Raw genomic sequence first — 25,652 nt, 5'->3', positions numbered from 1 at the left:
CTGCGTGCTCACGGCACAATTTCATCTAACCAGATGTGCGACTACTCTTGATACTGATCCGATACTTCCTCGCGTGCAGGTGGTAGTGGGGCGAGGTAGCCAATTAATAGAATTAAACTGCCTGCACCAAGGAAGGAAATAACGCGCCAAATCGCCTCGGTCTGGGACAAATCAACCAAGACCAGTTTAAGGACGACGATGCCTAATAGACCAATGCCCATAAACCAAAGCGCGCGCTGCCAATAGCGACTCGCCATGATGGTGGCAACTAGTGCGAGGAGCGTCCATAAAATCGTCAGACCTGTCTGCACTTGCTCGCTGTTCCATGCGCCACCTTGAGAGCTGTCCCAAAGCGGTGTGCCGATAAAGGCGTGTAGCGTTCTGATGAGCATGCTGGAGATCAGCCAAAAGCTAATCAGTCCCAAAACAATCAGTAAATTGTCTGTGGTAAATATTCGTTTGAATTTGAGGTCAGTATTTGATGGGCTTAGTTTATCATCATGGGGATTTTGGCTCATGTAATACAAGCCAAAACCAACCAATAGCGTTAGCCACGATGTGACATCATATAAATTTAGTAGAGGAAAATAGGGCATATCCCAAATCACGCCGTCATAAGACCAGTTGGTAATGATGACCCAGCATAAAGCCATCGGGGTGAAGACAATAACGCAGTTTAATAGTGCACGCTGCCAATCAAACCAGTATAGCCAGCCTTGATTTAGCTCGTCACGCACTTGCGGATTTTGCTTGCGATGTTTGGCATCGCGATTGCTGAGCCATAATCCTATCAATATCAAGCATGCTGGAATCAAGATGGCCATGACACCATCAGAGTCTGGAAGTCCATAATGAGCAGCGGCAGCGATAAGCAAGATACCCGTACCGAGCCAACTTGCCCCAGCATAGCGTGACGTATTTTTATTATCCTTATTATCTGACTGTGTCTTTAACCAGAGCTGACCGACAATCAACCAGCCGATTATCAAACCTATGAAAACAAACCATTCCGCTGTTGACCATGTTAAATTTAGCTCAAATTTTTGTGGTAATTGTAGTACTAGCATCAGACAAAATAGCCATAACAATCCCTGACTGAGCTGTCTGATCTCCAGCCACGGGCGGTAATGATTGATAACCCAATAAGCGCTTAAGCTACTAAGTGCCGCTAGTGCAACCAGTGCCGTTCTTGACTGCCAGATGTCAAACCAATGACGCAAATCAAGCACCAGCACGTGCAGCATCCAAGCCACTGCGGTCAATGTTAAAAATTTTATCACTCTAGGACTGTGCCAAACGATTTTGAATACGAGACTTTGACTATCGATTGAGGTCAGCCATTGTCGCGCTGCTTGGGTGCTGATACCCAGTGCATGGGCATAAGTGTCCAGCGTATCTGAGCTACTGCGTAATTCTGAGGCGTATATGACAGAGGGTACTACGTCGCCATTTAACTTATTCGTTAATATAGTAGGGGCGTTGCTGGCTCGTAGGATAAAGACAGTTGTTAGATAGCTGATCGCTGAAATACTAAAGGCCAACAGGGGATAGTTTTCGTTATCAAATACCGCGTTCGTCACTAGCATACCGATACTGATGAGCTGTAAAAGTAGTCCAAACAACACTGACCAAGCGCGCAGTGAGCGCCTACCAAACCAGACCAACGCCAGTCCTTGCACCGACCAGCCAAAAGCAATCCATTCAGCATTTAGCGCCAATGGAATTACCAACGCCAAAAATCCAAAACCAAGCGCCAGCATACCTTCGGTAATTAAGGCATAACGTTGGTTTTGCTTAATAAATACCCAGCCCAACCCAAGATAAACAGTGGCTAAAATCGCACTGGTAATGGTCAAAGCATTAGGAACATCATCGAGTAAGGCGGCAAGTAAACCAAAGGCCAGCAGTGGCACTGAGAATAATAAACCCGTATCAATGGGAAACAGATAAGTCGTCTGTTCATTGCCCAAAGTTTTTACGGGGTCTGTTTTTTCATTGGTGGGATGATTTGTATTAAATGCAGATTCATTTAGTGTGTTGTAGCGAATGATTTGCTGTGCGTAGCGGATGACGACGAACAAGTAGAGTAGCCAATGTAAGGCAACCAAAGTTACTAATAACCAGCGCTGCGACTCAATGACAGCGCTCATGTTCTCGCTCACACCCCAATAGTAAGCGAGTCCAAATGTCACCATCACGCCAAACAGATTTAATATTTTCCAAGGACGATAATGAGCAATAATGGCAATCGTAACATTTAACAGCAGATAATAACTGAACAAGACCGCCAAACTGCCCGTATCCTCACTGGTCAAAATTGGCGCAAAAAAACCACCCGACAACGCCAATAGTGCTAAAGGAAACGCATTTTGACGCACAGCAAGCGCAATGGTAATCGCAGACAATAAGCCAAGACTAATAAAGCTCGGTATACTCGGAATGATTTGATAGACGCTATAAGCAAAAAAGGCGCTCAAGTAAGCAATCGCTAAACCTGTGCCTTGCAAGGTAATCCCATAAGAAAACCGTTTTGCCGTCAACTTAAAGCCAAGTCCTGCCAATCCCAACCCTACAATGCCAATCGCCATAAGCTTTGCAGTAATCGAAATCTCAATATATTCGCTTAATAAACGTAGCAATAGCACCACACCGACCAGCAATACCAAGACGCCAACACGTACCACCAGATTGCCACCGAAAAACCAATTTTTGATGGAATGAATCAGTGACGTGACGATAGGCAAAGAGCGCTCATCAGGCTCTATGGGCGCGTCTAGGTTTTTGGTTGTGGCAGTAGTTTTTGTAGTGGTTTTCGTAATAATTAAAGAGCGGTCATCCACTGATGCCGTATCAGAGAGGTTTGACGGCAGATTTGTTAGAGGCGTAGATGGCAGTGATGGTGGCCACGGAGGTGACGTTTCATCTGAAGATAGGCCATTGTTTTGTTGTTGCTCAAGCTCGATCTGTAGTTTGGTTATATCACGCCGCAATTGCCCGATCTGCCGATTTATCTTGGCATATAGTGCGACAACCGCGATTAATAAAGCCGTAAAAGCCAGCCAACCCAATTGGGTTATCAATAGATATAACATCTTCGCACTCAATCTGTCTCATAATAAAGTGATAATGACGTGATTTAATCAGAAGTACAAGACAGGCTATGTCACTCTCACGGATTCAGCGAATGACTGGCAGCAATAAAAAAGAGGTCAGCTCAAATGTTTAGCTGACCTCTCATTGACTTCTTGTTTGCTTCAATTTTATAAAGCAGTCTTTTCACATGCTTGGTTACAGCTTATGACAAGTTGGCTTTCATAAACTCTAGCATATTTTCCCAGCTCTGTTTGGCGGCGGCTTCGTTGTAGCCAAGGTCGGCATTATTTTCAGCGGCGCGCTCGTCTGCATGTGGATTGGTGAAACCGTGTTTGGCATTGTCATACACATCAATCGTATAGTCGACGTCTGCTGCGTCTAGCTCTTTTTTGAGGCCTTCAATCGCGTCCATTGATACCATTGAGTCATCACGACCATGAGCGACCAACACTTTGGCCTTGAAGTTTTTGTCAGCGGGCTGTTTTGGTGTTGGGTTACCATGGAAGGTAGCAACCGCTTTCAGTGGCATGCCCTCGCGCGCCATATCGAGGACGATTTTACCGCCGAAGCAGTAACCGATGGCCGCTAGATTGTCACCATTGACGGCCAATTGGTCGCTAAAATCATTGAGAATCAAACGGCAGCGCGCCATCAGCATATCTTGATCAGCAAGTACTTGCTCCATCCACATGTTTGCCATCGCCGCATCGGTGGTCAGTTTGCCTTCACCATAGACATCCATGGCGACGGCAGCGTAGCCAGCTTCTGCCAAACGCTCAACGACTGATTTGGGATGGTCAACCACACCCCACCATTCTGGTGCGACCAAAATACCAGCAACGGGATGATCGTCTGAAGCGTTTTCTGGCAGTGCCACATAGCTGATAAGCTCAACATTGTTCTCGGTGGTACTGATTAATTCAAAAGTCTTAATTGACATAGTATTATCCTTTTTTATGTAATGAGTTTTATTTATTGGTCATTGTGATGGGTCGTGTTTCTGACTTTTACTACCTTAACGCCCATGCCCAGCAAAAACAGCTATAATACTGTAACGCTCTTTATCAAAATGCTACTGCCACTTTATGACTATAAATTTGTTAAACAAACATGATGACAACTCAGACTTGTACTCAGACCATGATACATCTGTTACGCCTGAGCAATCTGTGACGTTGTTCCCTGAAATCTCTGCAACTTCTGCAACCAATGCACTGCGCCCCCAGTTTTGGTCACGCTTTGCATTAACAGAATTAAATCATAGTGAGTGGGAGGCGTTGTGCGATGGCTGCGGCAGTTGTTGTTTAATTAAGTACATCGACGAAGATGAGAATGGCGATGTGGATGAAGAACTGGTCGAATATACCGATGTGACTTGCCAGCTGATGGATTGTGCGACGGGATACTGCCAGCATTACGCGACGCGCCAAGAGCACGTACCAGATTGTATTCAGCTGACTATTAACAATTTGCCAAACATGATGTGGCTGCCTGCGCATTGTGCTTATAAGCGGTTGTATAAAGGACAGAATTTACCAAGTTGGCATCTGTTATTGACTGGGGATGCGGTAAAGACTCAGCAGCAAATGCGCGCTGCCAATGTCGGCGTGGCCGGTCGCTGCGTGAGTGAGACTAGCATGTCTGATGAAGAGATGGAGACACGTGTGGTCAATTGGGTGAAGCCTTAAATGGTTTCAATTTTTACTCTTTTACACAATATTATTCAGATATCTGAGAGGCAGATCTGGCCTGTGCTTCGGCACCTGCTTTTGAGTGAGCCAATGGTGGCATAGGAATATCTTGACGAATTTGCTGAGAAAACGCACGACCGTTCATACCAGACGTTACGTCGATTTGATTGTTAAACCCTCTTACTTTTGGGTTAATGTGCGTGCGCTCATACCACGTGTCCATTGACCATTGCTGACCGTCCTGCTCTGGATTGGCATCGAGCATACCGACATCATATAGATAGTTTGGTAGCCAGCCAGATACCCAAATCCGATAATCCCATGGCAAACGGTCACCACTGACGATACGCGCCATATAAAAAATGATATTGGTACAGTTACTGAGCAGTGTGTTGTACCATGCAGGCGCTGCATTCAAGTCATCGGCAGCGGTCAAGTACGACTCAAACAGTGATCTCACCTCATGCTGTTGTAGGTTGCTGACGGGAAACAGATAAACCTGCTCGCCGCGTGCGTTACTGCGGGTATAGATAATATCGCGCTCTTCTGCGGCAATCAGGCTCAGCTCATAACGTCTAAAGAACCCAGCAAGTGCAGAAAACGACTCGTTCTCTTCTTTACGGATTTCAAATGAAAAGGCAAGTGGTCTATCGTCTTCAAAGCGAAAACTGACCAAAGTATGAGCAATTAAGGGCCCCATCCAATAAGAATTGGTAACATCGACCCCAGATAATTTGGACAAATCGACAGTACGCGTTTCCCAGCGTTCGGTCGCGTCCTTGTCTATGTGCCAATCAAAATTACGGACATGGGTCAGTGTAATCAAATCAGGGTTGGTCGCATCGCGCTCATAAGCAACCTGCTGACTCACCTCAGCCATCCAATTACGCTCTTGTTTTGGCTCAATAGCAAAAAACCAACCAAGTCCAGCGAGCCAAACAGCCGCATATAAACCGGTCAGCCATTTAACATGGGTGAGTCTTCTGGTGGAAAAGTGGTTGTCAGCAGTACTGTTAGAGCCACCATGAGAGATTGTATTTTCAGTCGCTTTATTGTGCAATTTAACAAAAAACTCAGGCAAATAGTGAACCGCAAACAGCGCAGACAATAATCCTACAACCACTATTGTTGTCAGCCAAGTGATGGGGCTAAATACCCCAAAGTGATAGAAAATGGCCATCAGTAACCAAACAGCAGACAGTATCAGCACCTTTGCAATAAAGGCTTGGATAATACAGCGTCGCCATTTGGGCGGTGGGCGGTTTGCAGCAGGTGTTTTATTTTTTATGCCGTGACGGTTCAAGCCTTCATCTGAATGATGGCTTGAATGAGAAGAAAATAGGCGAGAAAACAAAGAACGTAGCGACATAAGAATCGTTTTGATAAATAAAGGCTTTGACCATAGCAAAATTTATAACACACTGACAGTACAATTTGAGTGAATTTGTCGTTGAATGTCGGTGACCCATGCGATAAAGTGAAGCTGATTTATATGGGTTTATTTATGACTTAATCATAAACGCCCTGTTTTATTTTCTGCTTTTGTCCCCATCTAGGTTTTCTGTGTTGTTTGCTTATTATTTTCATTGTCATTAACTAAGTTGTTATTAACTAAAGAGGTTAAATCATACCACCATGTCTGACGACGCTCCTAGCCCGAGTAGTTGGTCGATGCGCGGCTTAAAACGCTGGCTATCGACCGCTCCCGAAACCCGTGATGAACTGATTCGTTTGGTACAAGACTCGCGCCAATTCTTAGAGCCTGATACCGTTGATATGTTAGAAGGCGTGCTCGATCTACCAGCGACTCAAGTGCGTGAAATCATGACGCCGCGTCCGCAAGTGATTGGCTTGCACGAAAGTACCAGCCTTGCTGAAGTGATGGATATCATTCTTGAGACCACCCACTCGCGCTATCCTGTGTTTGACAGTCAAGATGATGATGCCGTCATCGGCATCTTACTGGCAAAAGATTTGATTCCTATCCTTGTCCATATGGTGCGTAACCAAGAGGACAAAATTGATAGCAAACGTCTTAGAGACTTGGTGCGTCAGCCGCTGTACATTAGCGAGACGGCACGCTCTGACACGTTGTTACGCTCATTACAGCGGACGCAAGTACACATGGCGATTGTCGTCGACGAATTTGGTAACTTTGGCGGTGTGGTCACGATGGAGGACCTGCTCGAAGAAATCGTCGGTGACATCGTCGATGAGCATGATGATTTTGATGAAGACAGCGATATCAATAATATCATTGCTGATCCCGAAAAACCAAACACATGGCGCGTCCAAGCCTCTACAGTGATCGAAGACTGTAATGATGAGCTTGGTAGCAATTTTGATGATACCGATGTCGATACCATGGGCGGTTTGGTTATGCAGTCGCTTGGCTATGTAGGTGACTTAGAAGGCGAAAGCGTGGTGATAGATGATTGGAAAATTACTATCACTGATGTTGAAGGTCGCTTTATCCAAAACTTAGAACTTACCAAAATGAACGTGGATCAAAAAATATTGATAGGCAGTCATTGATTCGTTGGTACTATCTTTATAACTGATGAATCTTTATAACTGATGAACATAGTGGATTCTAAATAAAAAAACACGATTGCGGTCGTGTTTTTTTTATTTTGGCCATTGGCTTTTGCTACGCAATTTTACCCATTGATAAGATTAGGCTGGTATCATGGGCGAATTTTATTTTTATACCAAACCCAAAAAATACGCTTAGCCGCGTTAAACTTGTTTAGCCCACCATGCGTAGTATTTGCACTTGTTTTCTTTGCTACTCTGGTTTTTGGGATTGGGATTGAATACGATATAAAACATGATACGGTTCGCTTTGGCTTGGCTTTTGCCTGAATACTGAAGCTTTAACATTTTGGGAAATATAGTCTTGGATACCTGCTATGCGTCTGTCTACTGTTGATTTACAAAAACGTCTAAACCCCGCTAAGCCAAAAGGCTTGCCTATGGCGCTGACTTTACTCATTGCTTTGCTGGCTGGCGCTGTCTTTATATTTGCACTTGCGCCTTATGGTTTTTGGCCAATCGCACTAGTATCACCGGCTATTTTATATGCGTTACTGATGCCTGAGATGAGTGGCAAGCGCGCCTTTTTTATCGGTCAGTCGTACGGTACAGGGCTATGGTGTGTGGGCGCATTTTGGCTATACACCTCTATCCACGTCTATGGTAGTACGCCCGCATGGCTTGCACTGATTATGATTGCATTGATGGGTCTGGGTATGGGGTTGTTCCACGGCTTTTTGGCATTACTCTTTAATCGAGTGGTCGGCAAGCAGCCATTATCGTTTGCGGCTCTCTGGATTTTGCAAGAGTGGATGAAAACGTGGCTATTTACCGGTTTTCCGTGGTTGTTCGTGGGTTACGCTTTCACTGAGCAGTATTGGTTATCTTCGCTAGCACCTGTCGCTGGCGTCTTTGCCGTCTCCTTTGTTGCCATATTATTGGCTGCCAGTGTGGTTGAGCTGTTACGCCGCCGCGGCGGTTATATGATTCCTGCGCTGGCTTTGTTGGTCATTAGCTCTGCGTTATGGCTGATCAATCCGCAATGGACGAAGCCCAAAGGCACGCCTGATTTGTCCGTGTCGTTGATCCAAGGTAATATTCCTCAAGATTTAAAGTGGCTCACTGAATATCAAATAGAAACGCTAAAAATCTATGCAACCTTAACCAGTACAGAGTGGGGACGGGATATCATCCTGTGGCCTGAGTCATCGATTCCGATGTTTCAGACGGAAGCGGTTGGTTTTATCAATGAAATGGTCAAAATGGCCAGAGAAACTGACACCACTTGGGTGACGGGTATTCCTTATAAGGATGAGGCAGCGTTTAATGCCAGTACGGATAAATATCCACCGTTTTACAACAGTGTGATTGCCTTGGGCGCCCAAGCAGAAGGGCTGTATAAAAAACAACGTCTGGTGCCGTTTGGTGAGTATATTCCTTTTGAAGGAGTGCTAGATATTCTACCAAACTTAGCGGGTAGCCAAGACATCATGAGCTATAGCCGTGGTAGTGATGAGCAGTCACCGTTGCGTGTACGAGGACACAATTTAGGTGCCGCCATTTGTTATGAAGTGGCGTATCCAGATACCACTCGAAAGAATGCGATTGGTACTGACTTTTTACTGACTATTTCTAACGATGCTTGGTTTGGCACATCCGCAGGTCCGTTGCAACATCTACAAATGGTGCAGATGCGCGCGCTCGAAAATGGCCGCTGGTTCATGCGAGCCACCAATACGGGTGTAACGGCTATCATTGACCATAAAGGCCGCATCGTTGAGCGTGCACCGCAGTTTGAGCGTACGGTATTACGCGGTGATATTCAGGCAAGGGTTGGTAATACCCCCTTTATGCGTTTTGGTAATTATCCTATTTTGTTTGTCATGGCGCTGTTGCTCATTTTGAGCTATTTTGGCAAACGTACGGTAACGTCAGTCCGTTTGAATAAACAGGCAAAATAATTCGTGATTATCTATCATAAAGGCCGATATAGTGCGTTCAATATAAAAACGATATACCAGTTCAGCGCCGGAATATAATGTATCTGTTTTATTTATTATCGACTCTAGGGCGTGTCCTCAATTCAATCGATATCATCTAAATGGGCTAAAAATGGCTAAATTTTGCCAAACATCGTCAAATAGCTGGTTAATATCTCGACATTAGCGGCGCTATTTTCCTCGTTTGACGGCAATTTATCTCATTTTTATCACCATTTTTAAAATGAGGACACGCCCTAGTAAAAATTGTCGATAATAAATCCTTTAAATACTTAAGGGTTTTAACAAATCGGTATAAATTGCGATATAATAGGCCAATATTTCAAATATTTTGTGCAAGGTGGATCAGGTATGTCAGAAGGTATCGTCAATAACAATCCAAAGAAAGAGCTATTGTTTACTCTAGGCGGCATTGCCTTGTTTTTAGGTATTGTCTTACTTATTGGTGTTTCTGCATTTTTGCGTCCAGCAGGCGAACATATCACTGCTGAGACCACCGAAGCATCGGCTGCCGCTGATGAAGCAGAAGTCATTGCCGCCGAAGATACGGCACCAGCCGATCCAGCAGCACCCGCAGAAGTAGAAGCAGATACTGAGACGACTGACGCGGCGGCGACAGATACTGCAGCAGATGCGACCGTGACCCCAGCGACCGATGGTGATAGTGCCGTGGTTGCCGCCGAAGCGGGTACAGCAACGGCCTCTGGTACTGTCAGCCAAGCCGCGGTTGCTGATGCGGATTTAACCGCTGAACAAGCTGATGCAGACTTAGATGCTGGTGATGCCGCTGATGATACAGCAACTGCCCAGTAAATTTGCAAGGCAACGGTTTCATGACATGATGACTAGCATTTAAAGAGTCGCATTTAAAGACTCAAATCTTAAATAGGGGCACAAACATCCGCTTTGTTTAAAGACCGAGTGAGATAGTGTTGTTATTAATGCCAAAAAGAAAAACTCGCTCCCAGTCATGGGAGCGAGTTTTTTTGTGGGTATTTGTGTAATCGTTAGCAAACTTTTTCTTTACTTGCTTATAACCAAGTGAAACAATAATGCGCTTATGTGACCGCTTATCGGCATAAGTAGGGTTTTGGTCATTAATACGGTGGTCTTTAAAGGAATAAAGTTATGAATACAGAAGCAAAATCAGAGGCTAGTGCGGCTGAGCTGGAAGCACTAGACAATGGCTTTATGGGACATCCCAAGCCATTACGTTCGCTATTTTTTACTGAAATGTGGGAACGGTTCTCTTATTATAGTATTCGTCCGCTATTAGTACTCTTTATGGTTGCGACAGTTGGTAGCGGCGGTTTTGGTTTTGACGAAGTAACCGCTTCGGCTATCTACGGTATTTTTGCGGGTTCATTGTATTTAGCCGCTGTACCGGGTGGGTGGTTGGCAGATAACTGGCTCGGTCAAGAACGTGCCTTGTGGTGGGGTAGTATCATCATCGCTCTTGGTCACTTGTGTATTGCGTTATCTGCGATGTTTGGCATGACGCTGTTTTTTGTTGGTTTGATATGTATTGTACTGGGTTCAGGGTTATTTAAAACCTGTATTTCCGTCATGGTCGGTGCCTTGTATCCTAGAGGTGATGTGCGCCGTGATGGTGGTTTTACTTTGTTTTATATGGGTATCAATATTGGTGCATTATTGGCCGCACTTATCGTTGGTATATTTAAAGAAAAAGGCATGTGGCATGCAGGCTTTGGTGTCGGTGGTTTGGGTATGCTGGTATCCTTATTGGTCTACCGTTTTGCAGCACAAAAGAATTTAACGCGTTATGCACAAGCCAAAGGTATTACTGCTGAATGGGAGCACGCCAATGACCGTTATAAAAACGTGGGTCGTTGGGTCGCAGGGTTTGTGGCATTACTGGTAGCACTCGTGCTTTTGGTATCAAGCGGTATGGTCTCGTTTAATCCGCAGTTGGTTGCAGAGTATATGACCTATATCATCGCCGCCGTGGTTATTCTGTACTTTGCTATTATGTTTATCTCACCGCGACTAGATAAGACAGATAAATTGCGCTTGCTGATTTGCTTTATTCTTATCATTGGCTCGACGCTATTTTGGTCAAGTTTTGAGCAGCAGCCAACGTCATTCAACTTATTTGCCGATCGTTATACTGATCTAAATGTCTTAGGTTTTGAGATACCAAGTATTTGGTTCCAGTCGTTGAACCCTTTATTCATTCTAATATTAGCGCCTATCGTGAGTATCATTTGGGTCAAGCTTGCTAACCGAGGACTTGAGCCAAGCAGTATGGCGAAGTTTGCGCTTGGTATGCTACTCGCCGCCGCGGGCTTTACGCTGATGATCTTTGCGTCAAAAAGCATTTTGGGCAGCGATGGTGGTTTGGCTTCACCTTTATGGTTGGTAGGCAGTTTATTATTGCTGACGCTGGGTGAATTAGCGCTCAGTCCGGTTGGTCTGTCTTCTATGACGAAACTTGCGCCAAGAGGCATGCAAGGTCAGATGATGGGGCTTTTCTTTGCTTCTATCGCTATGGGTAACTTGGTTGCGGCTTTCTTTGGTGGTCACGTCTCAGCCGATAAAATCGAAGGACTACCGACACTGTTTACTACCATGACGATATTTTTGGTGGTTACCGCCGTTATCCTATTGGTATTAGCAAAACCTATTAACAATATGTTGAAAAAAAGCGAACAGGCGGATCAAGTTAGTTGATTAATAGTGCTTTTGGTCAGTCGTTAGGTATGCGTACGGCATAAGACACTGACCAATGATAAGACGTGTTACCATGACTGGTAGCACGTTTTATTGTTTTACTTGGTGAGAGTTTTCTTTGAGATCATTGAAAGCCTAATTTCTGCCCGAACATCTAGTGATGTTCCGTTGCAATAATATCGAGCCTCATTCATCTGGCTGCTTTTATCGGCTATTTGTTAATAAAGCAATTTGTCCCAATCGAATAAGACGGCTATCCATAGTCGCCTCACCGTTCTATTTTTTTTAGTCCTATTTTCCAAAATCGATAAGGAAACCTCTTATGAATAAACAAATCATCCATGATCGTATCGATAGCCTGCGTCAGACTCTGATTGCACAAGACCTAACCGCGATTATCGTACCGTCTGCAGATCCGCATTTGTCTGAATACTTACCAGAGTATTGGCAGGCAAGACTATGGTTATCAGGGTTCACCGGTTCAGTCGGTACGTTGGTTGTGACCTCGGACTTTGCTGGCCTGTGGACTGACAGTCGCTATTGGGTACACGCCGCCGATCAATTAAACGAAACTGGAATCCGCTTAGAGAAACTTGCGCCCAGTCAGCCGAACCACATTGATTGGTTAGCTGAGCGTCTGCAAGAAGGCGATAGCGTTGCCGTTGATGGCAATGTGTTGTCTATCGCTGAGCAAGATCGACTATTAGATGCGTTTGACGCTCATGATATTACGTTGATTACTGATCGTGATGTCTTGTCAGAAACATGGACGGATCGTCCAGCGTTGCCAGCCGCTAATTTATACGTACACGACGAGTCGTTTATTGCGCAGTCTGCGACATCGAAACTTGCAGCTGTGCGCGCAGGTATGGCAGAAGCAGGGGCAACGCATCATTTACTGTCGAGCTTAGATGATATTGCTTGGCTCACCAATCTGCGCGGCGCTGATGTCGATTATAATCCTGTGTTTTTAGCGCATATGCTAATTAGCGAAGACAGTGCAACGTTGTTTGTTGATAATAATAAAGTCAGTGCTGACATTGCCAAAATTTTAGAAGATAGCGGTATCACACTGGCTGATTACGAGTCTGTGCAGGATGCATTGAGTACGCTGACACCAGAGGACTTGTTGTTATTAGATCCAAGCAAAGTGGCGGTAGGTACGTTATCAAAAATAGTAGATGATGTGGGCTTCATTGAGCAAATGGCGCCAAGTACTTTATTAAAGTCTGTGAAATCTGATGCTGACATTAATCATGTACGTGAAGCCATGCGCCAAGATGGGGCGGCACTCTGTGAGTTTTTTGCCACGTTTGAGCAACGCCTTGCGGCAGGTGAGCGTCTGAGTGAGCTGGATGTTGATAGTATGCTGATTGAGGTACGTAGTCAGCAGCCACACTATGTCTCGCCAAGTTTTCCAACCATCGCAGGTTTTAATGAAAATGGCGCCTTGCCGCATTACCGTGCGACGCCAGAAAAATTCAGTTATCTTGATGCGAATGAAGGCGATGGCGGCTTATTGCTGATTGACTCAGGCGCTCAATATCAAAATGGCACGACTGACATCACTCGCGTGGTCGGAATCGGACACGTAAATAGCGAGCACAAACGTGACTTTACCACGGTATTAAAAGCGCATATTGCCTTGGCACGTGCTCATTTCCCTGATGGTATCGCTTCACCGCTAATCGATGCGATTTGCCGTGCGCCATTATGGCAGGCACAGATGGATTATGGCCACGGTACTGGCCACGGTGTTGGTTATTTCTTGAATGTCCATGAAGGCCCACAAGTCATTGCTTATAGTGCCAGTACCCCAAAAGAGCGTGCGATGAAAGTCGGCATGATTTCAAGTAATGAGCCGGGTCTATATCGTGAAGGCAAGTGGGGCATTCGTATCGAAAACTTGGTCGTCAATACGCCAGTGGCAAACCCCACTGAGACAGAATTTGGTGATTTCTTGAACTTTGAAACCATCACTTATTGCCCAATCGACACACGTTTGATTGAGCCGTTATTGTTGGATCAAGTAGAGATTGACTGGCTCAATGAATACCATAGTCAAGTGTTTGCAGAGCTAAAAGATCGCGTTGATGGTGCTGCGCTTGAGTGGCTGACTGAGCGTACGCAAGCCATCTAAAAACAAGTTGTCTAAAATAAAACGACTTGTTTTGTGAAATTCATTTTTGCAATAATAAAGAAAGCCCCGTCATTCATTGACGGGGCTTTTTCGTATGCAACGTTTGGTGTCTCAAGGTTTAACTATTTTAGAAAGATATATAGTACCAATCAAGCACTAACCATTAATGACTATTTTTCTTAGCAACTTCTTCATTACCCGCTGATGTACCTTGCTCATTTAAATGCTGAGTCATCTCGGCACGTAACCAAGATTTTAAGTTTTCAGACATCAGCATCATCTGATCGCTTAGATAGTCATCAATCTGCATTTCTAACTCACGGATTAACTCTTGATGCGTGGCACTCAATTTTGCATCTTTTACGGCCAAGCTGATCGCTGCACTGGCTTTAGAATTAACCGCCTTAATACTGTGATCATTTTTAATGTGTTTATCATGGTGAGTATTGTCAACACTGCTACTGCCAATAGCATTGGCATGTTCGCTAATGGTTTTATTATCAGAGCTGCTTTCGATAGAAGTGCTTTCAGAACTGGCTTTTGCGGTACTACTATTTACGGTACTACTATTTACGGTACTACTAATAGTAGTAGGGCTGTCCGCGTTTATATTACCAATAGCGGCGCCTGCTTCATCGCCGTTATTTTTCTCACTGGCTGACTGTGCATCTTTCTCTTGTTTTTTCTGCGCAGCTTCTGTTTCTGCATAAAGTCTGGCTTCTTCTAACTTAGCTATCTCTTTGCGCTTAGCGTCTTCTTCGGCTTGTTTTTTTTGTTCTTCTTCTAAACGTCGTTTTTCAGCCGCTTGCTCTTGCGCTTGTTTGTCGGCAATCGCCTTAGCAATTGCTTGCTCAGCCTCATGATTTTCATACAGTTCATCGACATGAGTATCTAAATCATGGGTATGAAACACAAAGCTTTCAAATGGCGTATCATTTTGCAGTAGGGTGGTGATGTCTTTTAGCTCTTGGGTGATGGCTGCGCGAATAGGTTCGGGCGCACACGTCCAGCGCTGGTAAAACTGATGAGAAAATGAGTAGCTTGACATGGTATCGTCCATAAATGTTCCAAAAATTACCCCTTATCATACGCAAGTACGATAAGGGGCTGCAAGTGGACAAACGTAGCAAATCTGACGCCAACGTTACAACGACTTGCGTTGCAAACTTTTATAGGTTAGTGACTGATAGGCCAGCGCGCAAATATCAATGAGCCATTAGTACCGCCAAAGCCAAAGCTATTGGATGCGGCATACTGTAGATTGTCAACTTTACGCGATTGGTTGGCCACATAATCGAGGTTACAGTTGTCCTCAACATTTTCCAAGTTAATGGTTGGTGGCACATGTTGATGCTGTAGGGCGAGTACGGTAAATATGGCTTCAACACCACCCGCAGCACCCAGCAAATGACCCGTCATAGATTTGGTTGAGCTCACCAATATACTGTCTTTTACTGGTGCAAACACGGTTTCAATAGCAATCGATTCAGCAACATCACCTGCTGGTGTGCTTGTGCCGTGTGCGTTGACATAACCAACAGCGGAAGGATCGATACCTGCATCATTTAAAGCATTGCGCATGGCTCGTGCTGCCCCATTACCATCTTCTGGCGGGGCAGTAATATGACTGGCGTCATCACTCATGCCAAAGCCAACCAGTTCAGCCAGTATCGTCGCACCGCGTGCTTTGGCGTGGGCAAGGCTTTCTAATACCACCATACCCGCACCATCACCAAGCACAAAACCATCACGGTCTTTATCAAATGGACGTGATGCTTTGGTTGGCTCATCATTACGAGTCGACAGCGCATGCATGGCACCAAAGCCTGCCATACCAAGTGGGCTTGAGCCTTTTTCACTACCACCAGCCAGCATAACATCCGCATCGCCATAAGTAATCAAACGGGCTGCCAGACCCATAGCGTGTGTGGCAGTCGTACAGGCGGTCGCTGTCGCAAGATTGGGGCCTTGTAAAGTATGCTTAATCGCTACCAATCCAGCGGCCATATTTACAATAGAGCCTGGAATGATAAAGGGAGATACTTTGGTAGCGCCTTTTTCGCGCAGCATGTCGCGACTGCTTTCGATGGTTTGAATACCGCCAATACCTGACCCTAAGATAATGCCAAAACGCTCTTGATCTACCCCTTTTACAGGGCTGTTATCCGCGCTCACCTCATCGATAAATCCGGCGTCTTTTAATGCCATGGCCGAGGCAGCAATACCATAATGGATAAAATCATCATAGCGGCGTGCGTCCTTGGCACTCATGTATTGCTTGGCATCGAAGTCCTTAACGACGCCTGCAATTTGCGCACGATAGTTTGCAGCATCAAAGTGGGTAATGGTGGCAATGCCGCTATCACCATTAAGTAGGCTTGCCCATGAGCTATCTACGTCTAGACCAAGTGGGGTAATGGCGCCCATACCTGTGACTACCACTCGCATATCGTCAGTGCGTTCGTAGTGTGGTGGCTTATGACGCATTTTATGGTTCGGTGCAGCGGCAGTATCGTTTGCAGCTTGCGCGGTGGATGAACTGTCGTGTTGGCTCATGCGATATATCCTGTACTTACGAGTCCTAAGAGGAGGGCATTTCAAAATTCATTATAAAACACATAGGTGCACGTATGTAAACTAAAATTTGACCAATCAGGCAAAACACACTTGCCCCAATACCACGCCTTTACTTGCTCCCGTTACCGCTGGCAAGTTACCCGTTTCACCCATTAATGTTTGTCTTGCTAGCCATGCAAATGCGACCGCTTCCACCCAAGTGGGATCGAGTCCTAAGCTTGCCGTGGTCTCTACTGTACAATGCGGTAAATGCGTTTGCAGACGTTTGATTAAATAGTCGTTAAGCGCACCGCCACCGCACACATAGACGGCACTAGATTTTAGCCCGTCTTTATTTAGGAATTGTTTGATTTGTACGCTAGCACTAATGGCTGTCAGCTCGGTCAACGTTGCTTGCACATCAGCAGATGAGTAGCGAATATTGGCAGACGCTTGGTCGAATTTTTGTAGCTCATCCTGTAGCCATGGTAGGTTAAAGTCTTCACGGCCAGTACTTTTAGGATAAGATCGCGCAAAAAACGGATGTTCTAAAAACTGATTAAGCAGCGGCTCCACGACTTGCCCTGACTGCGCCCATGTGCCACCATCATCGTAATCTTTATCGGTATGCAATGCTGTCCATGCGTCCAATAATAAATTGGCAGGGCCGGTATCATAACCAACAATATCACCAACGACATCATTTGCTGGCTGATGATTCGAGTCTTCATGAGCAATGGCTGGCAAGACCGTTATATTGGCAATACCGCCCAAATTTAATAATACACGCGTGTTATCAGCTGTGGCAAATAGTGCTTGATGAAATGCTGGTACTAATGGTGCACCTTGTCCACCAACCGCCATATCACGGCGTCTGAAATCACTGACGACACTGATACCAGTACGCTCAGCGATAATATTGGCATCGACGAGCTGCAAGCTAAAGCCCATCTGCGGACGATGGCGTACGGTTTGCCCATGACAACCAATGGCCAGAACAGCCTCTACATCTGTATTTGCTTGCTGCAATAAGTTATTGACCACGTCGCTGGCAAACTCAGCATATTCACGACTTGCCCAGCCGAACCAGTCCAATTCGCTGTTTGGTTCATCCGCTTCTGGTGTTAATTCATCCACACCATTGGGCTGGCAAAGTGCCAACAAAACCTCACGTAAACGCGTTGGGAAGTCTTGACTGTATGTCGCAAGCAAGCGCATGGGTTGCTGCGTCTCGTTTTTACTATCAATCTTGTCATCAAACTGACAAAGAACGGCATCCATACCATCCAAGCTCGTCCCTGACATCATACCGATATACAAGCCATCATCAAAGTTTTCAAACACGGTTTGTTCGAGCGCTTCGGTTAGCGTTGCGTAATTTAAGTCGTCACTATTATTCAAATAAGTATCTAAGTAATCATCTGACGGGTTATCTAATTCATTATCTAAACTTAAATCTGTATGAGTATTATCAGGAGTATCAGTCATTGATGCGGGCTTGGTCATGGCAATTTACCTTAAAAAACGCTAGTATATCTGCCAAATTCTAACATTTTTTGACGGCTACGCGATTTTAAATAGTCCACGTGCCTTTACCCTTTAATAAAGACAATAAAGAGATAATCATGACGACGCAAACCTACACTCTAGAAGAACAGCTTGCCCTTATCCAGCGCGGCACGCAAGAAATCCTATCGGAAGAAGATTTGATTGCTAAGCTTAAACTGAACCGTCCATTGCGTATCAAAGCAGGTTTTGATCCCACTGCGCCCGACTTGCACTTGGGTCACACGGTTTTGATCAATAAGCTCAAGCACTTTCAAGATTTGGGTCATGAGATTTATTTTTTAATTGGTGATTATACTGCCAAGATTGGCGATCCTTCTGGTAAGAACAGCACACGTCCGCCATTGACTGATGAGCAAATCAAAGCCAATGCGACCACTTATGCCGAACAAGTCTTTAAAATTTTGGATAAAGAAAAAACCCGCGTGGTCTTTAACTCCGAATGGTTTAATGACATGTCAGCCGCTGATATGATTCAGCTTGCCAGCCAACAAACAGTCTCGCGTATGCTTGAGCGTGATGATTTTTCTAAACGTTATGCGTCGCAAACGCCCATTTCTATTCATGAATTTCTCTATCCATTGGTGCAAGGCTATGATTCTATTGCGCTAAAAGCCGATGTGGAGCTTGGTGGTACCGATCAAACTTTTAATTTGCTTATGGGTCGTACTTTGCAAGGTCGCTACGGTCAAGAGTCGCAAGTATGTATTACCGTTCCAATTCTAGAAGGGCTGGACGGCGTCAATAAAATGTCTAAATCCTTAAATAACTACGTTGCAATTCATGATGCACCAGGCACGATGTACCAAAAACTTCTATCGATGCCAGATACTTTAATTCGTCGTTATTTTGAATTTTTAAGCTTTAAGCCGATGGAAGAGATCGAAGTCTTAATGGCAGAGATGGAAGGCGGCCGCAATCCACAAGAAATCAAACGTATTTTGGCCGAAGAGTTAATCGAGCGTTTTCATGATGCTGATGCCGCTGCCAATGCACACAAATCAGCCGGTAATGTGCTTGCTGATGGCGAATTGCCTGTTGATTTACCAGAAGTGACGTTAACGCTTGAGGATGGTCAAGAGTCGTTGTTTATCACACAGATACTAAACCAAGCAGGTTTGACTAAGAACAGTGCTGCGGCGAAAGATATGTTAAAACGTAATGCGGTAAAAGTAGATGGCGAAGAAGTCAATGCAGGTTTTAGTTTAACGTCAGGTCAGACAGTCGTCATTCAAGCAGGCAAAAAGGCGTATGCAAAAGTGACGGTGGGGTAGTCAACATGAATAAACTAGAAGAGCTGGAGAAGCTGAAAATAGAGGTTCAGAATCTGGAGCGTGGCTATACTAATAAAAGAGAAGCTCTTCTACTTAAAGCAGGAGTAATAGTAGATAATTTTTTTGAAGGTAAGAAAAAGTATCACGATGTTTTAAATTCCACTAATTTCTATTTTAGAGGTTTTAATTCTGGAGGGAACAATACAACTAAAGAGCAAATGTGGAATAGTGGTAAAAATAAGCTTATTGGTTTAATAGATACTCTAATTTACGATTTAGAGGTTTCTAAAGGTTCGCAAAAAGAGGATCAAATTATTCAAACAAACTTTAGTGATAAATTGAAAGTCTTTATCGTTCACGGTCATGATGATGGTGCTAAAGAGACAGTAGCCAGATTTGTCGCCAAGCTTGGATTTGAGGCTATTATTCTTCATGAACAAGCTAATTCAGGCTCTACCATTATTGAGAAATTAGAAAAACACACTGATGTTGGTTTTGCTATTGTGCTTTATACCGCATGCGATATCGGTGGCGTAAAGTCTGAACCGAATAACCTAAAGCCACGAGCAAGACAAAATGTCGTATTCGAGCATGGACTTTTAATTGGCAAGATTGGTAGAGAAAATGTAGTAGCGTTAGTAAAAGAAGATGTTGAAACCCCTGGTGATATTTCAGGCATGGTTTATGAACCTATGGATATAGGCGGAGCTTGGAAGTATAGAATCGCTAGAGAAATGAAAAGCTCTGGCTATGATGTCGATATGAATAAAATTGACTAATTGGAGTTGATAATGACTGAACCAAACGTACCTCAAGGCATTTACCGCCATTATAAAGGTAGCCTTTATCAAGTACTTCATACCGCACAGCATTCAGAGACTGAAGAGTCGTTAGTCGTGTATCGTTGTCTTTATGGTGAATATGGCGTTTGGGTGCGACCTTTAAGCATGTTTGCTGAAACGGTCACAGTTGACGGCAAAGACGTAGCAAGATTTGAATTGATTAAAACGTTGGCTGATTAGTGCTAAGTTTTTGCTAAATAGCTCGAGCAAATAAAAAAGCGACTTTTGGAGTCGCTTTTTTATTGTTATCTAAACCTTGTTATCCAAAAAATCCTTTAATACCTTATAAAACCTAATAGGCTCATCCAGCGGCACCGCATGACCTGAGCGCGGCAAAACAATTTCGTGAGCATTGGGAAGCATCTGCGTGATTTTTTGTTGCCATATTGGGTCGTATAGTTTGGAGCGACCGCCGATGAGATTAACTACCGGAATCGTAACGTCTTCTATTATTGTCCGAAAATCATAGGGCAATGCCAAATAGGCTTGTAGGCAGCGCATTTTATGTTGCCACGTACTGTGGTCATAAAATACCAATTTATGATCTTTTTGATGGGTCAATATTTGTACGATGGCCTTTGAGCGCGGACGATTCACGGATAATAAGGAAAACAAACGTTCGACATCTGTGACGCGACGTTTAAGAGCAAAAGGCAAGTGCGTAAAGCTATCAAGCTTGGCATACGGCAGTGTCATGTCTACCACCTCATGAAAGATATCAAACATCTCTTGTTGCTGTTTTCCAAACAGCCCACCTTGCCAATCCACTTGATTATGAATCACAGGGCTTTGATCTATATTCATATAGCGACTAACTCGTGATGTACCAAAACGCTCAAAATACGCCCACATCACGAGTGCGCCCATTGAGATAGCGGCGACTGGTAGCGACTCTACGTGACGAGTCATACAGATTTTTTCAATCACAGTATTAACATCATCGGCATACTGACGCACAAAATCAAACTGAGTGAGCTTGATATCTTTTGCCGCGCCAAATCCTCGAAAATGCGGTAAGTAAAACTCATACTTATCTATTAACGGTAGGATAAAAGGCAAAAACTCACGCGCATCCATCCCATACGCATGTAGTATCATGACGGGTTGACCGTTGCCAATGACAGATACCGGCAATAGCGTACCATCAGCCAGTGCCACATTTAGCGTCTGTAATTGATAATGCCTTGGTAAAGAAAGGAGGTTTATTTTCATAAGGTGATATCGCTTTGGTTTATCGATCTATAGTGATTTCAGTATAAAAATTTATACCATTTCCGCGTCGGAATATCATGTATCTGTTTTCTTGAGAATCGACCTATCTTGGGCAAAATATATCATGGCAAAATTCTCTATACTCTGAATGAAAGACTGTTATATTAAAACAGTCACATGACCATAGTATAGAAGTTGGCTGATGGTACAAATAGTGGTTGTGATATTTGATGACTGACAAGGATATCGGCGCATGAATCAATCGACATTACCATTACTTGATAGCAGCTTGTATCCACAAGTTTGGCAGCAGCAGACGTTTATCACTCCGCAAACACTCTTAAAGGCGATGCTCACGACTGACCTTATCCCAGATGCACCTGCTTTTACCCAGCAGTTGCTAGCAAATGACACGTATCAAGAATGGGTTAATAGCACGGTATTTGGACGTTACCTTCATCGTAATTTTACGGCGTTTTATCAGCAAACAGAAGACAGCTTTAACACGGATATGCCTACCTTATTTCGGCAAGAATTAATGCGTCACGCCCAGTATTTACCATTGGAGCAGACAGTGTTTTTTGCAGGAGACTTATCCAAAAGCATTCGGCAAACCAAGATTTTAGTCACAACCGTCAATCCCGCTACCGCGATCATTAATGCCCAGAAAATAGCTGAAAACATAAAAACATCTCATTCAGCGACTATTGTGAATCATGTAAAAATCGTCGGCAAACAAGTATTGGGATTTCCAATACGCCACAATAAACGCACTAGCGAGCGCCTGCGTAATGAAGTACTGATTTTAGATTTTCAGGACTTGCGTTTGGTCAATGAGATAAAAATTGAAAATATAAAAAAAAGCAATGTAGATCACTCTATACTGCTTCGGTTTTATGAGCTACGTTGATGAGACAGAGTGATATAGTCGGTTCGATTTAAAAAGACTAAAAGGTTGCTGGGCTGAATTGTTCGAAGCCTCTGTCTGCAACGGCACAGCAAGCGAGAACAATCAGCCCAGCAAAAAGCTTGTTTTTCGCCCCCTTTTTTATCTTTAACTGATTATAGACTACGAATCGCGCTTAGCAACCGTCAAACCATTATAGGTTTGCGCCACTGGCATCACTTCCAAACGATTGACGTTAACATGCGCTGGCGACTCGATAAGCCATAATAAAATGTCGCCAATATCTTCGCCTGTCATGGTTTTAAAGCCATCATAAACTTTTGCGGCCTTATCATCGTCACCATGATAGCGCACGTTGGAAAACTCCGTACCTGCAACAACACCTGGCTCAAGGTTAGTGACGCGCACTTGTGTACCAAGCAGATCCGCCCGCAAGTTTAAGCTAAACTGTTTTACAAAAGCTTTGGTCGCACCGTAAACATTGCCACCATAGTACGGCCAGTTGCCCGCAATCGAACCTACGTTAATAATATAACCGCTGTCACGCGCTACCATCGCTGGCAAGATGGCATGGGTCAGTGCCATCAAACCTTTAATATTGGTATCGGTCATGCGCATCCAATCATCGAGACTGGCCTTATGCGCAGGTTCTGTACCGAGTGCTAGCCCTGCATTGTTGACCAAGACATCAATTTGGTTAAAGCCATCAGGTAAGTCAGCGATGATTTGCGGAAGAGAGGCAGTATCACTCACATCCATAACGACAGGTAAAAAATTATCGCCTAAGGTTTTTGCCAGTGCATTAAGTTTATCGATACGTCTCGCACAACCAATGACGCGATGACCTTTTGCCACTAAACGTTCAGCCAGTGCTTTACCAAACCCAGCACTAGCGCCTGTAATCAATACGTTCATTATCTATCCTTATCCTTGAGGCTGTATATTTATACCAGTTCAGCGTTGAAATATAATGTATCTGTTTTATTTAGAATCGATCATATCACCTGAAATACTGCTAGTTACTTATTTAATAATTGCTTGCCAAAAATTTTATCACCTGCATCACCAAGACCCGGAATGATATAGCCATGCTCATCCAAATGACTGTCTAGCGCGGCGGTATAAATGGTTACGTCAGGATGCGCTTCGTTAACCAAACGTACGCCTTCAGGAGCGGCAACCAAAACCAATGCTTTAATGTTAGTACAGCCATTTTTCTTCAGCATTTCAATGGTTGCTACCATTGAGCCACCAGTCGCGAGCATTGGGTCAATAATGAGCGCTGGGCGTTTGTCCATGTGACTGACGAACTTTTCAAAGAAAGGTACCGGCTGCAACGTTTCTTCATCACGTTGTAGACCCACGACAGAGATTTTTGCGGTAGGAATCAAGTCGAGCACGCCGTCCAACATACCAATACCCGCACGTAAAATCGGTACAATCGTCGCTGTCTTACCCATGATTTGCTCACCAGTGATTTCACCACACCAACCTTCCATTGGAAATGTTTCAATTTCAAAGTCACGGCTTGCTTCATACGCCATTAAGCGCGCAAGCTCTTTGGTCAACGTCCGAAATTTATAAGTACTACAGTCTTTTTCGCGCATTAGGCTGAGTTTATGACGGACTAATGGATGATCGATTACCGTAATTTTTAGACCGCTATTTAAGTCACTCATAAGGATTCTCTTAATTTTTGGGCTAATGCTTGCGCAGTTATTGCGGTTGCTATTAGTATAAAAGATACAAACACTTACTGCACTTTAACTCTAGGTTGGCACATAAATAGTAAGATTAACGCTCTGATAACAAAGTAAGCCAAATGCATTTATAACAGGATTGGTTTTATTTAAGTCAATTGTATTTGGCGATAGTCAGGTCAATATACAAAACAGTCCCGTATCATAATATTATGTATCCATTTTACTCAGTATCGACTATATATAACGTCATTCAAGTGAAGCAGTGTTTAGGCCTGCTATGATACCAAAAAAACCCCTTTTCTGATGAAGAATATCATGACCATACAACCAGCTAATGCCGAAAATAACGCGAACCAAGCGGATAATCAGTTTATATTGTCTGAAACAAGAGCCGCAGCAGTAGAAACTCATCCGTTCCCACCTGTTTTACCGCCCAATGCCACCGTGATGATGATGGGGACGTTTCCACCGGCTGCTGATAAATGGGCGATGTCCTTTCATTATCCTAATTTCTACAACGATATGTGGCGTATTTATGGACGCGTGTTTTTTGACGATGCCGATTATTTTAGAGTAGGGGAAGAGAAGCGTTTTGATCCTGAACGTATTCGTAACTTTATGTTTGAGCGCGGTATCGCTTCTTGCCCAACGGTGAAGCAAGCCATTCGCGAGACGGGCAACGCCTCTGATAAAAACTTAACCGTAGTGACATCAGTTGATTTAGACAATATCTTGCCGCAAGTGCCAAAGGTGCAGACACTTTTTACCACGGGCGGTAAAGCAACAGAGGTGTTGATGAGTTTGCTTGCAACACCACCAGCCAAATCTAAATACCCTAAGACCAATCAAAGTATGGCGTACCCTTATCAATGGCAAAATGCAGACAGTCATCAAACCACTGATGTAAACGATTTAACCTTATATAGATTGCCTTCTACCTCACGCGCTTATCCGTTAGCGTTAGACAAAAAAGTCGCGGCCTATAAAGATTTCTTTAAAAAAATAGGTAAGTTATAGATAGATAGATAGATAGATAGATAGATAGATAGATAGATAGATAGATAGTGGTCGTGCAACTTGTGTCTATAGAAAATTGCTACAGAGACAAGCTATAGTGAGTTCAGTATAAAAATGAGTCAGAAAAACTGGAATGCTTATCTGTAAACGAGAAGTTTCGTAGCATCGAGACTGCGAAGGCACAGCAAGTGAGAAAAGTTTATTCCAGTTTAGCGTTGAAATATAATGTATCTGTTTTATTTAGAATCGACTATATAAAAGAGAAAATTGACGTTAATAAACCCAAACACTCGATAAGCGACCACGTTTAAAAATAAATTCAAACATATGGAATAGCTAACTCATTGAAAGATAGTTAGTATTTTCAATCAACCGAAATAAACTGCTAAATCCTTCAATAATCACTTGACCGGTTTCCAGAAGTG

20 protein-coding genes are annotated in these 25,652 nt (G+C 44.0%); 11 read left to right on the top strand and 9 right to left on the bottom strand.

What is annotated here, in order from left to right:
• Nucleotides 1–41 precede the first annotated feature (41 nt).
• Nucleotides 42–3,104 (bottom strand): DUF2339 domain-containing protein, encoded by a 3,063-nt coding sequence (locus tag M917_RS00395; RefSeq protein ID WP_227500796.1) that lies wholly within the window; start codon nucleotides 3,102–3,104, stop codon nucleotides 42–44.
• 191 nt (nucleotides 3,105–3,295) lie between these two features.
• Nucleotides 3,296–4,033 carry a dienelactone hydrolase family protein gene (locus M917_RS00390; protein ID WP_021812762.1) on the bottom strand — a complete coding sequence of 246 codons (738 nt, stop codon included), beginning with the start codon at nucleotides 4,031–4,033 and terminating at the stop codon, nucleotides 3,296–3,298.
• A gap of 145 nt (nucleotides 4,034–4,178) precedes the next feature.
• Here M917_RS00390 and M917_RS00385 point away from each other — a divergent pair, with 145 nt between their 5' ends.
• The gene (locus tag M917_RS00385; protein WP_021812760.1) at nucleotides 4,179–4,781 is read left to right on the top strand and encodes a YcgN family cysteine cluster protein; all 603 of its coding nucleotides are present in this window, start codon (nucleotides 4,179–4,181) and stop codon (nucleotides 4,779–4,781) included.
• A gap of 31 nt (nucleotides 4,782–4,812) precedes the next feature.
• Here M917_RS00385 and M917_RS00380 read toward each other — a convergent pair whose 3' ends face one another.
• Complete coding sequence (locus M917_RS00380; RefSeq protein WP_040641486.1) at nucleotides 4,813–6,153, bottom strand: Lnb N-terminal periplasmic domain-containing protein; 1,341 nt, start codon at nucleotides 6,151–6,153, stop codon at nucleotides 4,813–4,815.
• Nucleotides 6,154–6,419: 266 nt separating this feature from the next.
• Between M917_RS00380 and M917_RS00375 the strand changes: the two genes are divergently transcribed.
• From M917_RS00375 to M917_RS00350, 5 genes are all read left to right on the top strand, one after another.
• Nucleotides 6,420–7,319, top strand: a complete 900-nt coding sequence (locus tag M917_RS00375) for a CBS domain-containing protein (RefSeq protein ID WP_021812757.1) — start codon at nucleotides 6,420–6,422, stop codon at nucleotides 7,317–7,319.
• A 377-nt stretch (nucleotides 7,320–7,696) separates the two neighbouring features.
• Nucleotides 7,697–9,280 carry an apolipoprotein N-acyltransferase gene (lnt, locus tag M917_RS00365; RefSeq protein ID WP_021812755.1) on the top strand — a complete coding sequence of 528 codons (1,584 nt, stop codon included), beginning with the start codon at nucleotides 7,697–7,699 and terminating at the stop codon, nucleotides 9,278–9,280.
• 390 nt (nucleotides 9,281–9,670) lie between these two features.
• Nucleotides 9,671–10,132 (top strand): hypothetical protein, encoded by a 462-nt coding sequence (locus tag M917_RS00360; protein ID WP_021812754.1) that lies wholly within the window; start codon nucleotides 9,671–9,673, stop codon nucleotides 10,130–10,132.
• Between the two features lie 315 nt (nucleotides 10,133–10,447).
• Nucleotides 10,448–12,010 carry a peptide MFS transporter gene (locus M917_RS00355; RefSeq protein WP_021812753.1) on the top strand — a complete coding sequence of 521 codons (1,563 nt, stop codon included), beginning with the start codon at nucleotides 10,448–10,450 and terminating at the stop codon, nucleotides 12,008–12,010.
• Nucleotides 12,011–12,332: 322 nt separating this feature from the next.
• Nucleotides 12,333–14,150 (top strand): aminopeptidase P family protein, encoded by a 1,818-nt coding sequence (locus M917_RS00350; protein WP_021812752.1) that lies wholly within the window; start codon nucleotides 12,333–12,335, stop codon nucleotides 14,148–14,150.
• 163 nt (nucleotides 14,151–14,313) lie between these two features.
• On the opposite strand, the gene M917_RS00345 is transcribed toward M917_RS00350, so the two are convergent.
• The 3 genes from M917_RS00345 to M917_RS00335 form a co-directional block, all read right to left on the bottom strand.
• The gene (locus M917_RS00345; protein WP_021812751.1) at nucleotides 14,314–15,210 is read right to left on the bottom strand and encodes a hypothetical protein; all 897 of its coding nucleotides are present in this window, start codon (nucleotides 15,208–15,210) and stop codon (nucleotides 14,314–14,316) included.
• Nucleotides 15,211–15,326: 116 nt separating this feature from the next.
• Entirely contained in the window at nucleotides 15,327–16,637 is a 1,311-nt protein-coding gene (fabF, locus tag M917_RS00340; RefSeq protein WP_040641519.1) for a beta-ketoacyl-ACP synthase II, read from the bottom strand.
• 165 nt (nucleotides 16,638–16,802) lie between these two features.
• Nucleotides 16,803–18,212, bottom strand: a complete 1,410-nt coding sequence (locus M917_RS00335; RefSeq protein ID WP_021812749.1) for an anhydro-N-acetylmuramic acid kinase — start codon at nucleotides 18,210–18,212, stop codon at nucleotides 16,803–16,805.
• A 119-nt stretch (nucleotides 18,213–18,331) separates the two neighbouring features.
• On the opposite strand from M917_RS00335, the gene tyrS reads away from it, so the two are divergent.
• From tyrS to M917_RS00320, 3 genes are read left to right on the top strand one after another with little or no spacing between them, the layout of a single operon-like run.
• Entirely contained in the window at nucleotides 18,332–19,546 is a 1,215-nt protein-coding gene (tyrS, locus tag M917_RS00330; RefSeq protein WP_021812748.1) for a tyrosine--tRNA ligase, read from the top strand.
• Nucleotides 19,547–19,551: 5 nt separating this feature from the next.
• The gene (locus M917_RS13820; protein ID WP_021812747.1) at nucleotides 19,552–20,325 is read left to right on the top strand and encodes a TIR domain-containing protein; all 774 of its coding nucleotides are present in this window, start codon (nucleotides 19,552–19,554) and stop codon (nucleotides 20,323–20,325) included.
• A 12-nt stretch (nucleotides 20,326–20,337) separates the two neighbouring features.
• The gene (locus tag M917_RS00320; protein WP_021812746.1) at nucleotides 20,338–20,568 is read left to right on the top strand and encodes a DUF1653 domain-containing protein; all 231 of its coding nucleotides are present in this window, start codon (nucleotides 20,338–20,340) and stop codon (nucleotides 20,566–20,568) included.
• Nucleotides 20,569–20,637: 69 nt separating this feature from the next.
• On the opposite strand, the gene M917_RS00315 is transcribed toward M917_RS00320, so the two are convergent.
• Nucleotides 20,638–21,600: an alpha/beta fold hydrolase gene (locus M917_RS00315; protein ID WP_021812745.1), complete on the bottom strand. Its 963-nt coding sequence runs from the start codon at nucleotides 21,598–21,600 to the stop codon at nucleotides 20,638–20,640.
• 253 nt (nucleotides 21,601–21,853) lie between these two features.
• Between M917_RS00315 and M917_RS00310 the strand changes: the two genes are divergently transcribed.
• Nucleotides 21,854–22,510: a hypothetical protein gene (locus tag M917_RS00310; RefSeq protein WP_021812744.1), complete on the top strand. Its 657-nt coding sequence runs from the start codon at nucleotides 21,854–21,856 to the stop codon at nucleotides 22,508–22,510.
• Nucleotides 22,511–22,669: 159 nt separating this feature from the next.
• Here M917_RS00310 and M917_RS00305 read toward each other — a convergent pair whose 3' ends face one another.
• Together M917_RS00305 and upp are read right to left on the bottom strand one after the other, a co-directional pair.
• Nucleotides 22,670–23,422 carry an SDR family NAD(P)-dependent oxidoreductase gene (locus tag M917_RS00305; RefSeq protein WP_021812743.1) on the bottom strand — a complete coding sequence of 251 codons (753 nt, stop codon included), beginning with the start codon at nucleotides 23,420–23,422 and terminating at the stop codon, nucleotides 22,670–22,672.
• 104 nt (nucleotides 23,423–23,526) lie between these two features.
• Nucleotides 23,527–24,186, bottom strand: a complete 660-nt coding sequence (gene upp, locus M917_RS00300) for a uracil phosphoribosyltransferase (RefSeq protein WP_021812742.1) — start codon at nucleotides 24,184–24,186, stop codon at nucleotides 23,527–23,529.
• 339 nt (nucleotides 24,187–24,525) lie between these two features.
• Here upp and M917_RS00295 point away from each other — a divergent pair, with 339 nt between their 5' ends.
• Nucleotides 24,526–25,227 (top strand): G/U mismatch DNA glycosylase, encoded by a 702-nt coding sequence (locus M917_RS00295; RefSeq protein WP_021812741.1) that lies wholly within the window; start codon nucleotides 24,526–24,528, stop codon nucleotides 25,225–25,227.
• Nucleotides 25,228–25,652 lie beyond the last annotated feature (425 nt).

Source organism: Psychrobacter aquaticus CMS 56 (genome assembly GCF_000471625.1).
Taxonomy (GTDB): Bacteria; Pseudomonadota; Gammaproteobacteria; order Pseudomonadales; family Moraxellaceae; genus Psychrobacter; species Psychrobacter aquaticus.
Note: the sequence above shows the minus strand (reverse complement) of the source record. Positions and strands in the feature narration are given on the sequence as shown.

Excerpts from the sequence above, each read along its gene's own strand:
- M917_RS00390 (WP_021812762.1), bottom strand. The coding sequence starts at position 4,033 with ATGTCAATTAAGACTTTTGAATTAATCAGTACCACCGAGAACAATGTT.
- M917_RS00350 (WP_021812752.1), top strand. The coding sequence starts at position 12,333 with ATGAATAAACAAATCATCCATGATCGTATCGATAGCCTGCGTCAGACT.
- M917_RS00320 (WP_021812746.1), top strand. The coding sequence starts at position 20,338 with ATGACTGAACCAAACGTACCTCAAGGCATTTACCGCCATTATAAAGGT.
- fabF (WP_040641519.1), bottom strand. The coding sequence starts at position 16,637 with ATGCGTCATAAGCCACCACACTACGAACGCACTGACGATATGCGAGTG.
- M917_RS00315 (WP_021812745.1), bottom strand. The coding sequence starts at position 21,600 with ATGAAAATAAACCTCCTTTCTTTACCAAGGCATTATCAATTACAGACG.
- M917_RS00295 (WP_021812741.1), top strand. The coding sequence starts at position 24,526 with ATGACCATACAACCAGCTAATGCCGAAAATAACGCGAACCAAGCGGAT.
- M917_RS13820 (WP_021812747.1), top strand. The coding sequence starts at position 19,552 with ATGAATAAACTAGAAGAGCTGGAGAAGCTGAAAATAGAGGTTCAGAAT.
- tyrS (WP_021812748.1), top strand. The coding sequence starts at position 18,332 with ATGACGACGCAAACCTACACTCTAGAAGAACAGCTTGCCCTTATCCAG.
- lnt (WP_021812755.1), top strand. The coding sequence starts at position 7,697 with ATGCGTCTGTCTACTGTTGATTTACAAAAACGTCTAAACCCCGCTAAG.
- M917_RS00380 (WP_040641486.1), bottom strand. The coding sequence starts at position 6,153 with ATGTCGCTACGTTCTTTGTTTTCTCGCCTATTTTCTTCTCATTCAAGC.
- M917_RS00310 (WP_021812744.1), top strand. The coding sequence starts at position 21,854 with ATGAATCAATCGACATTACCATTACTTGATAGCAGCTTGTATCCACAA.
- M917_RS00305 (WP_021812743.1), bottom strand. The coding sequence starts at position 23,422 with ATGAACGTATTGATTACAGGCGCTAGTGCTGGGTTTGGTAAAGCACTG.
- M917_RS00375 (WP_021812757.1), top strand. The coding sequence starts at position 6,420 with ATGTCTGACGACGCTCCTAGCCCGAGTAGTTGGTCGATGCGCGGCTTA.
- M917_RS00360 (WP_021812754.1), top strand. The coding sequence starts at position 9,671 with ATGTCAGAAGGTATCGTCAATAACAATCCAAAGAAAGAGCTATTGTTT.
- M917_RS00385 (WP_021812760.1), top strand. The coding sequence starts at position 4,179 with ATGACTATAAATTTGTTAAACAAACATGATGACAACTCAGACTTGTAC.
- M917_RS00335 (WP_021812749.1), bottom strand. The coding sequence starts at position 18,212 with ATGACCAAGCCCGCATCAATGACTGATACTCCTGATAATACTCATACA.
- upp (WP_021812742.1), bottom strand. The coding sequence starts at position 24,186 with ATGAGTGACTTAAATAGCGGTCTAAAAATTACGGTAATCGATCATCCA.
- M917_RS00345 (WP_021812751.1), bottom strand. The coding sequence starts at position 15,210 with ATGGACGATACCATGTCAAGCTACTCATTTTCTCATCAGTTTTACCAG.
- M917_RS00355 (WP_021812753.1), top strand. The coding sequence starts at position 10,448 with ATGAATACAGAAGCAAAATCAGAGGCTAGTGCGGCTGAGCTGGAAGCA.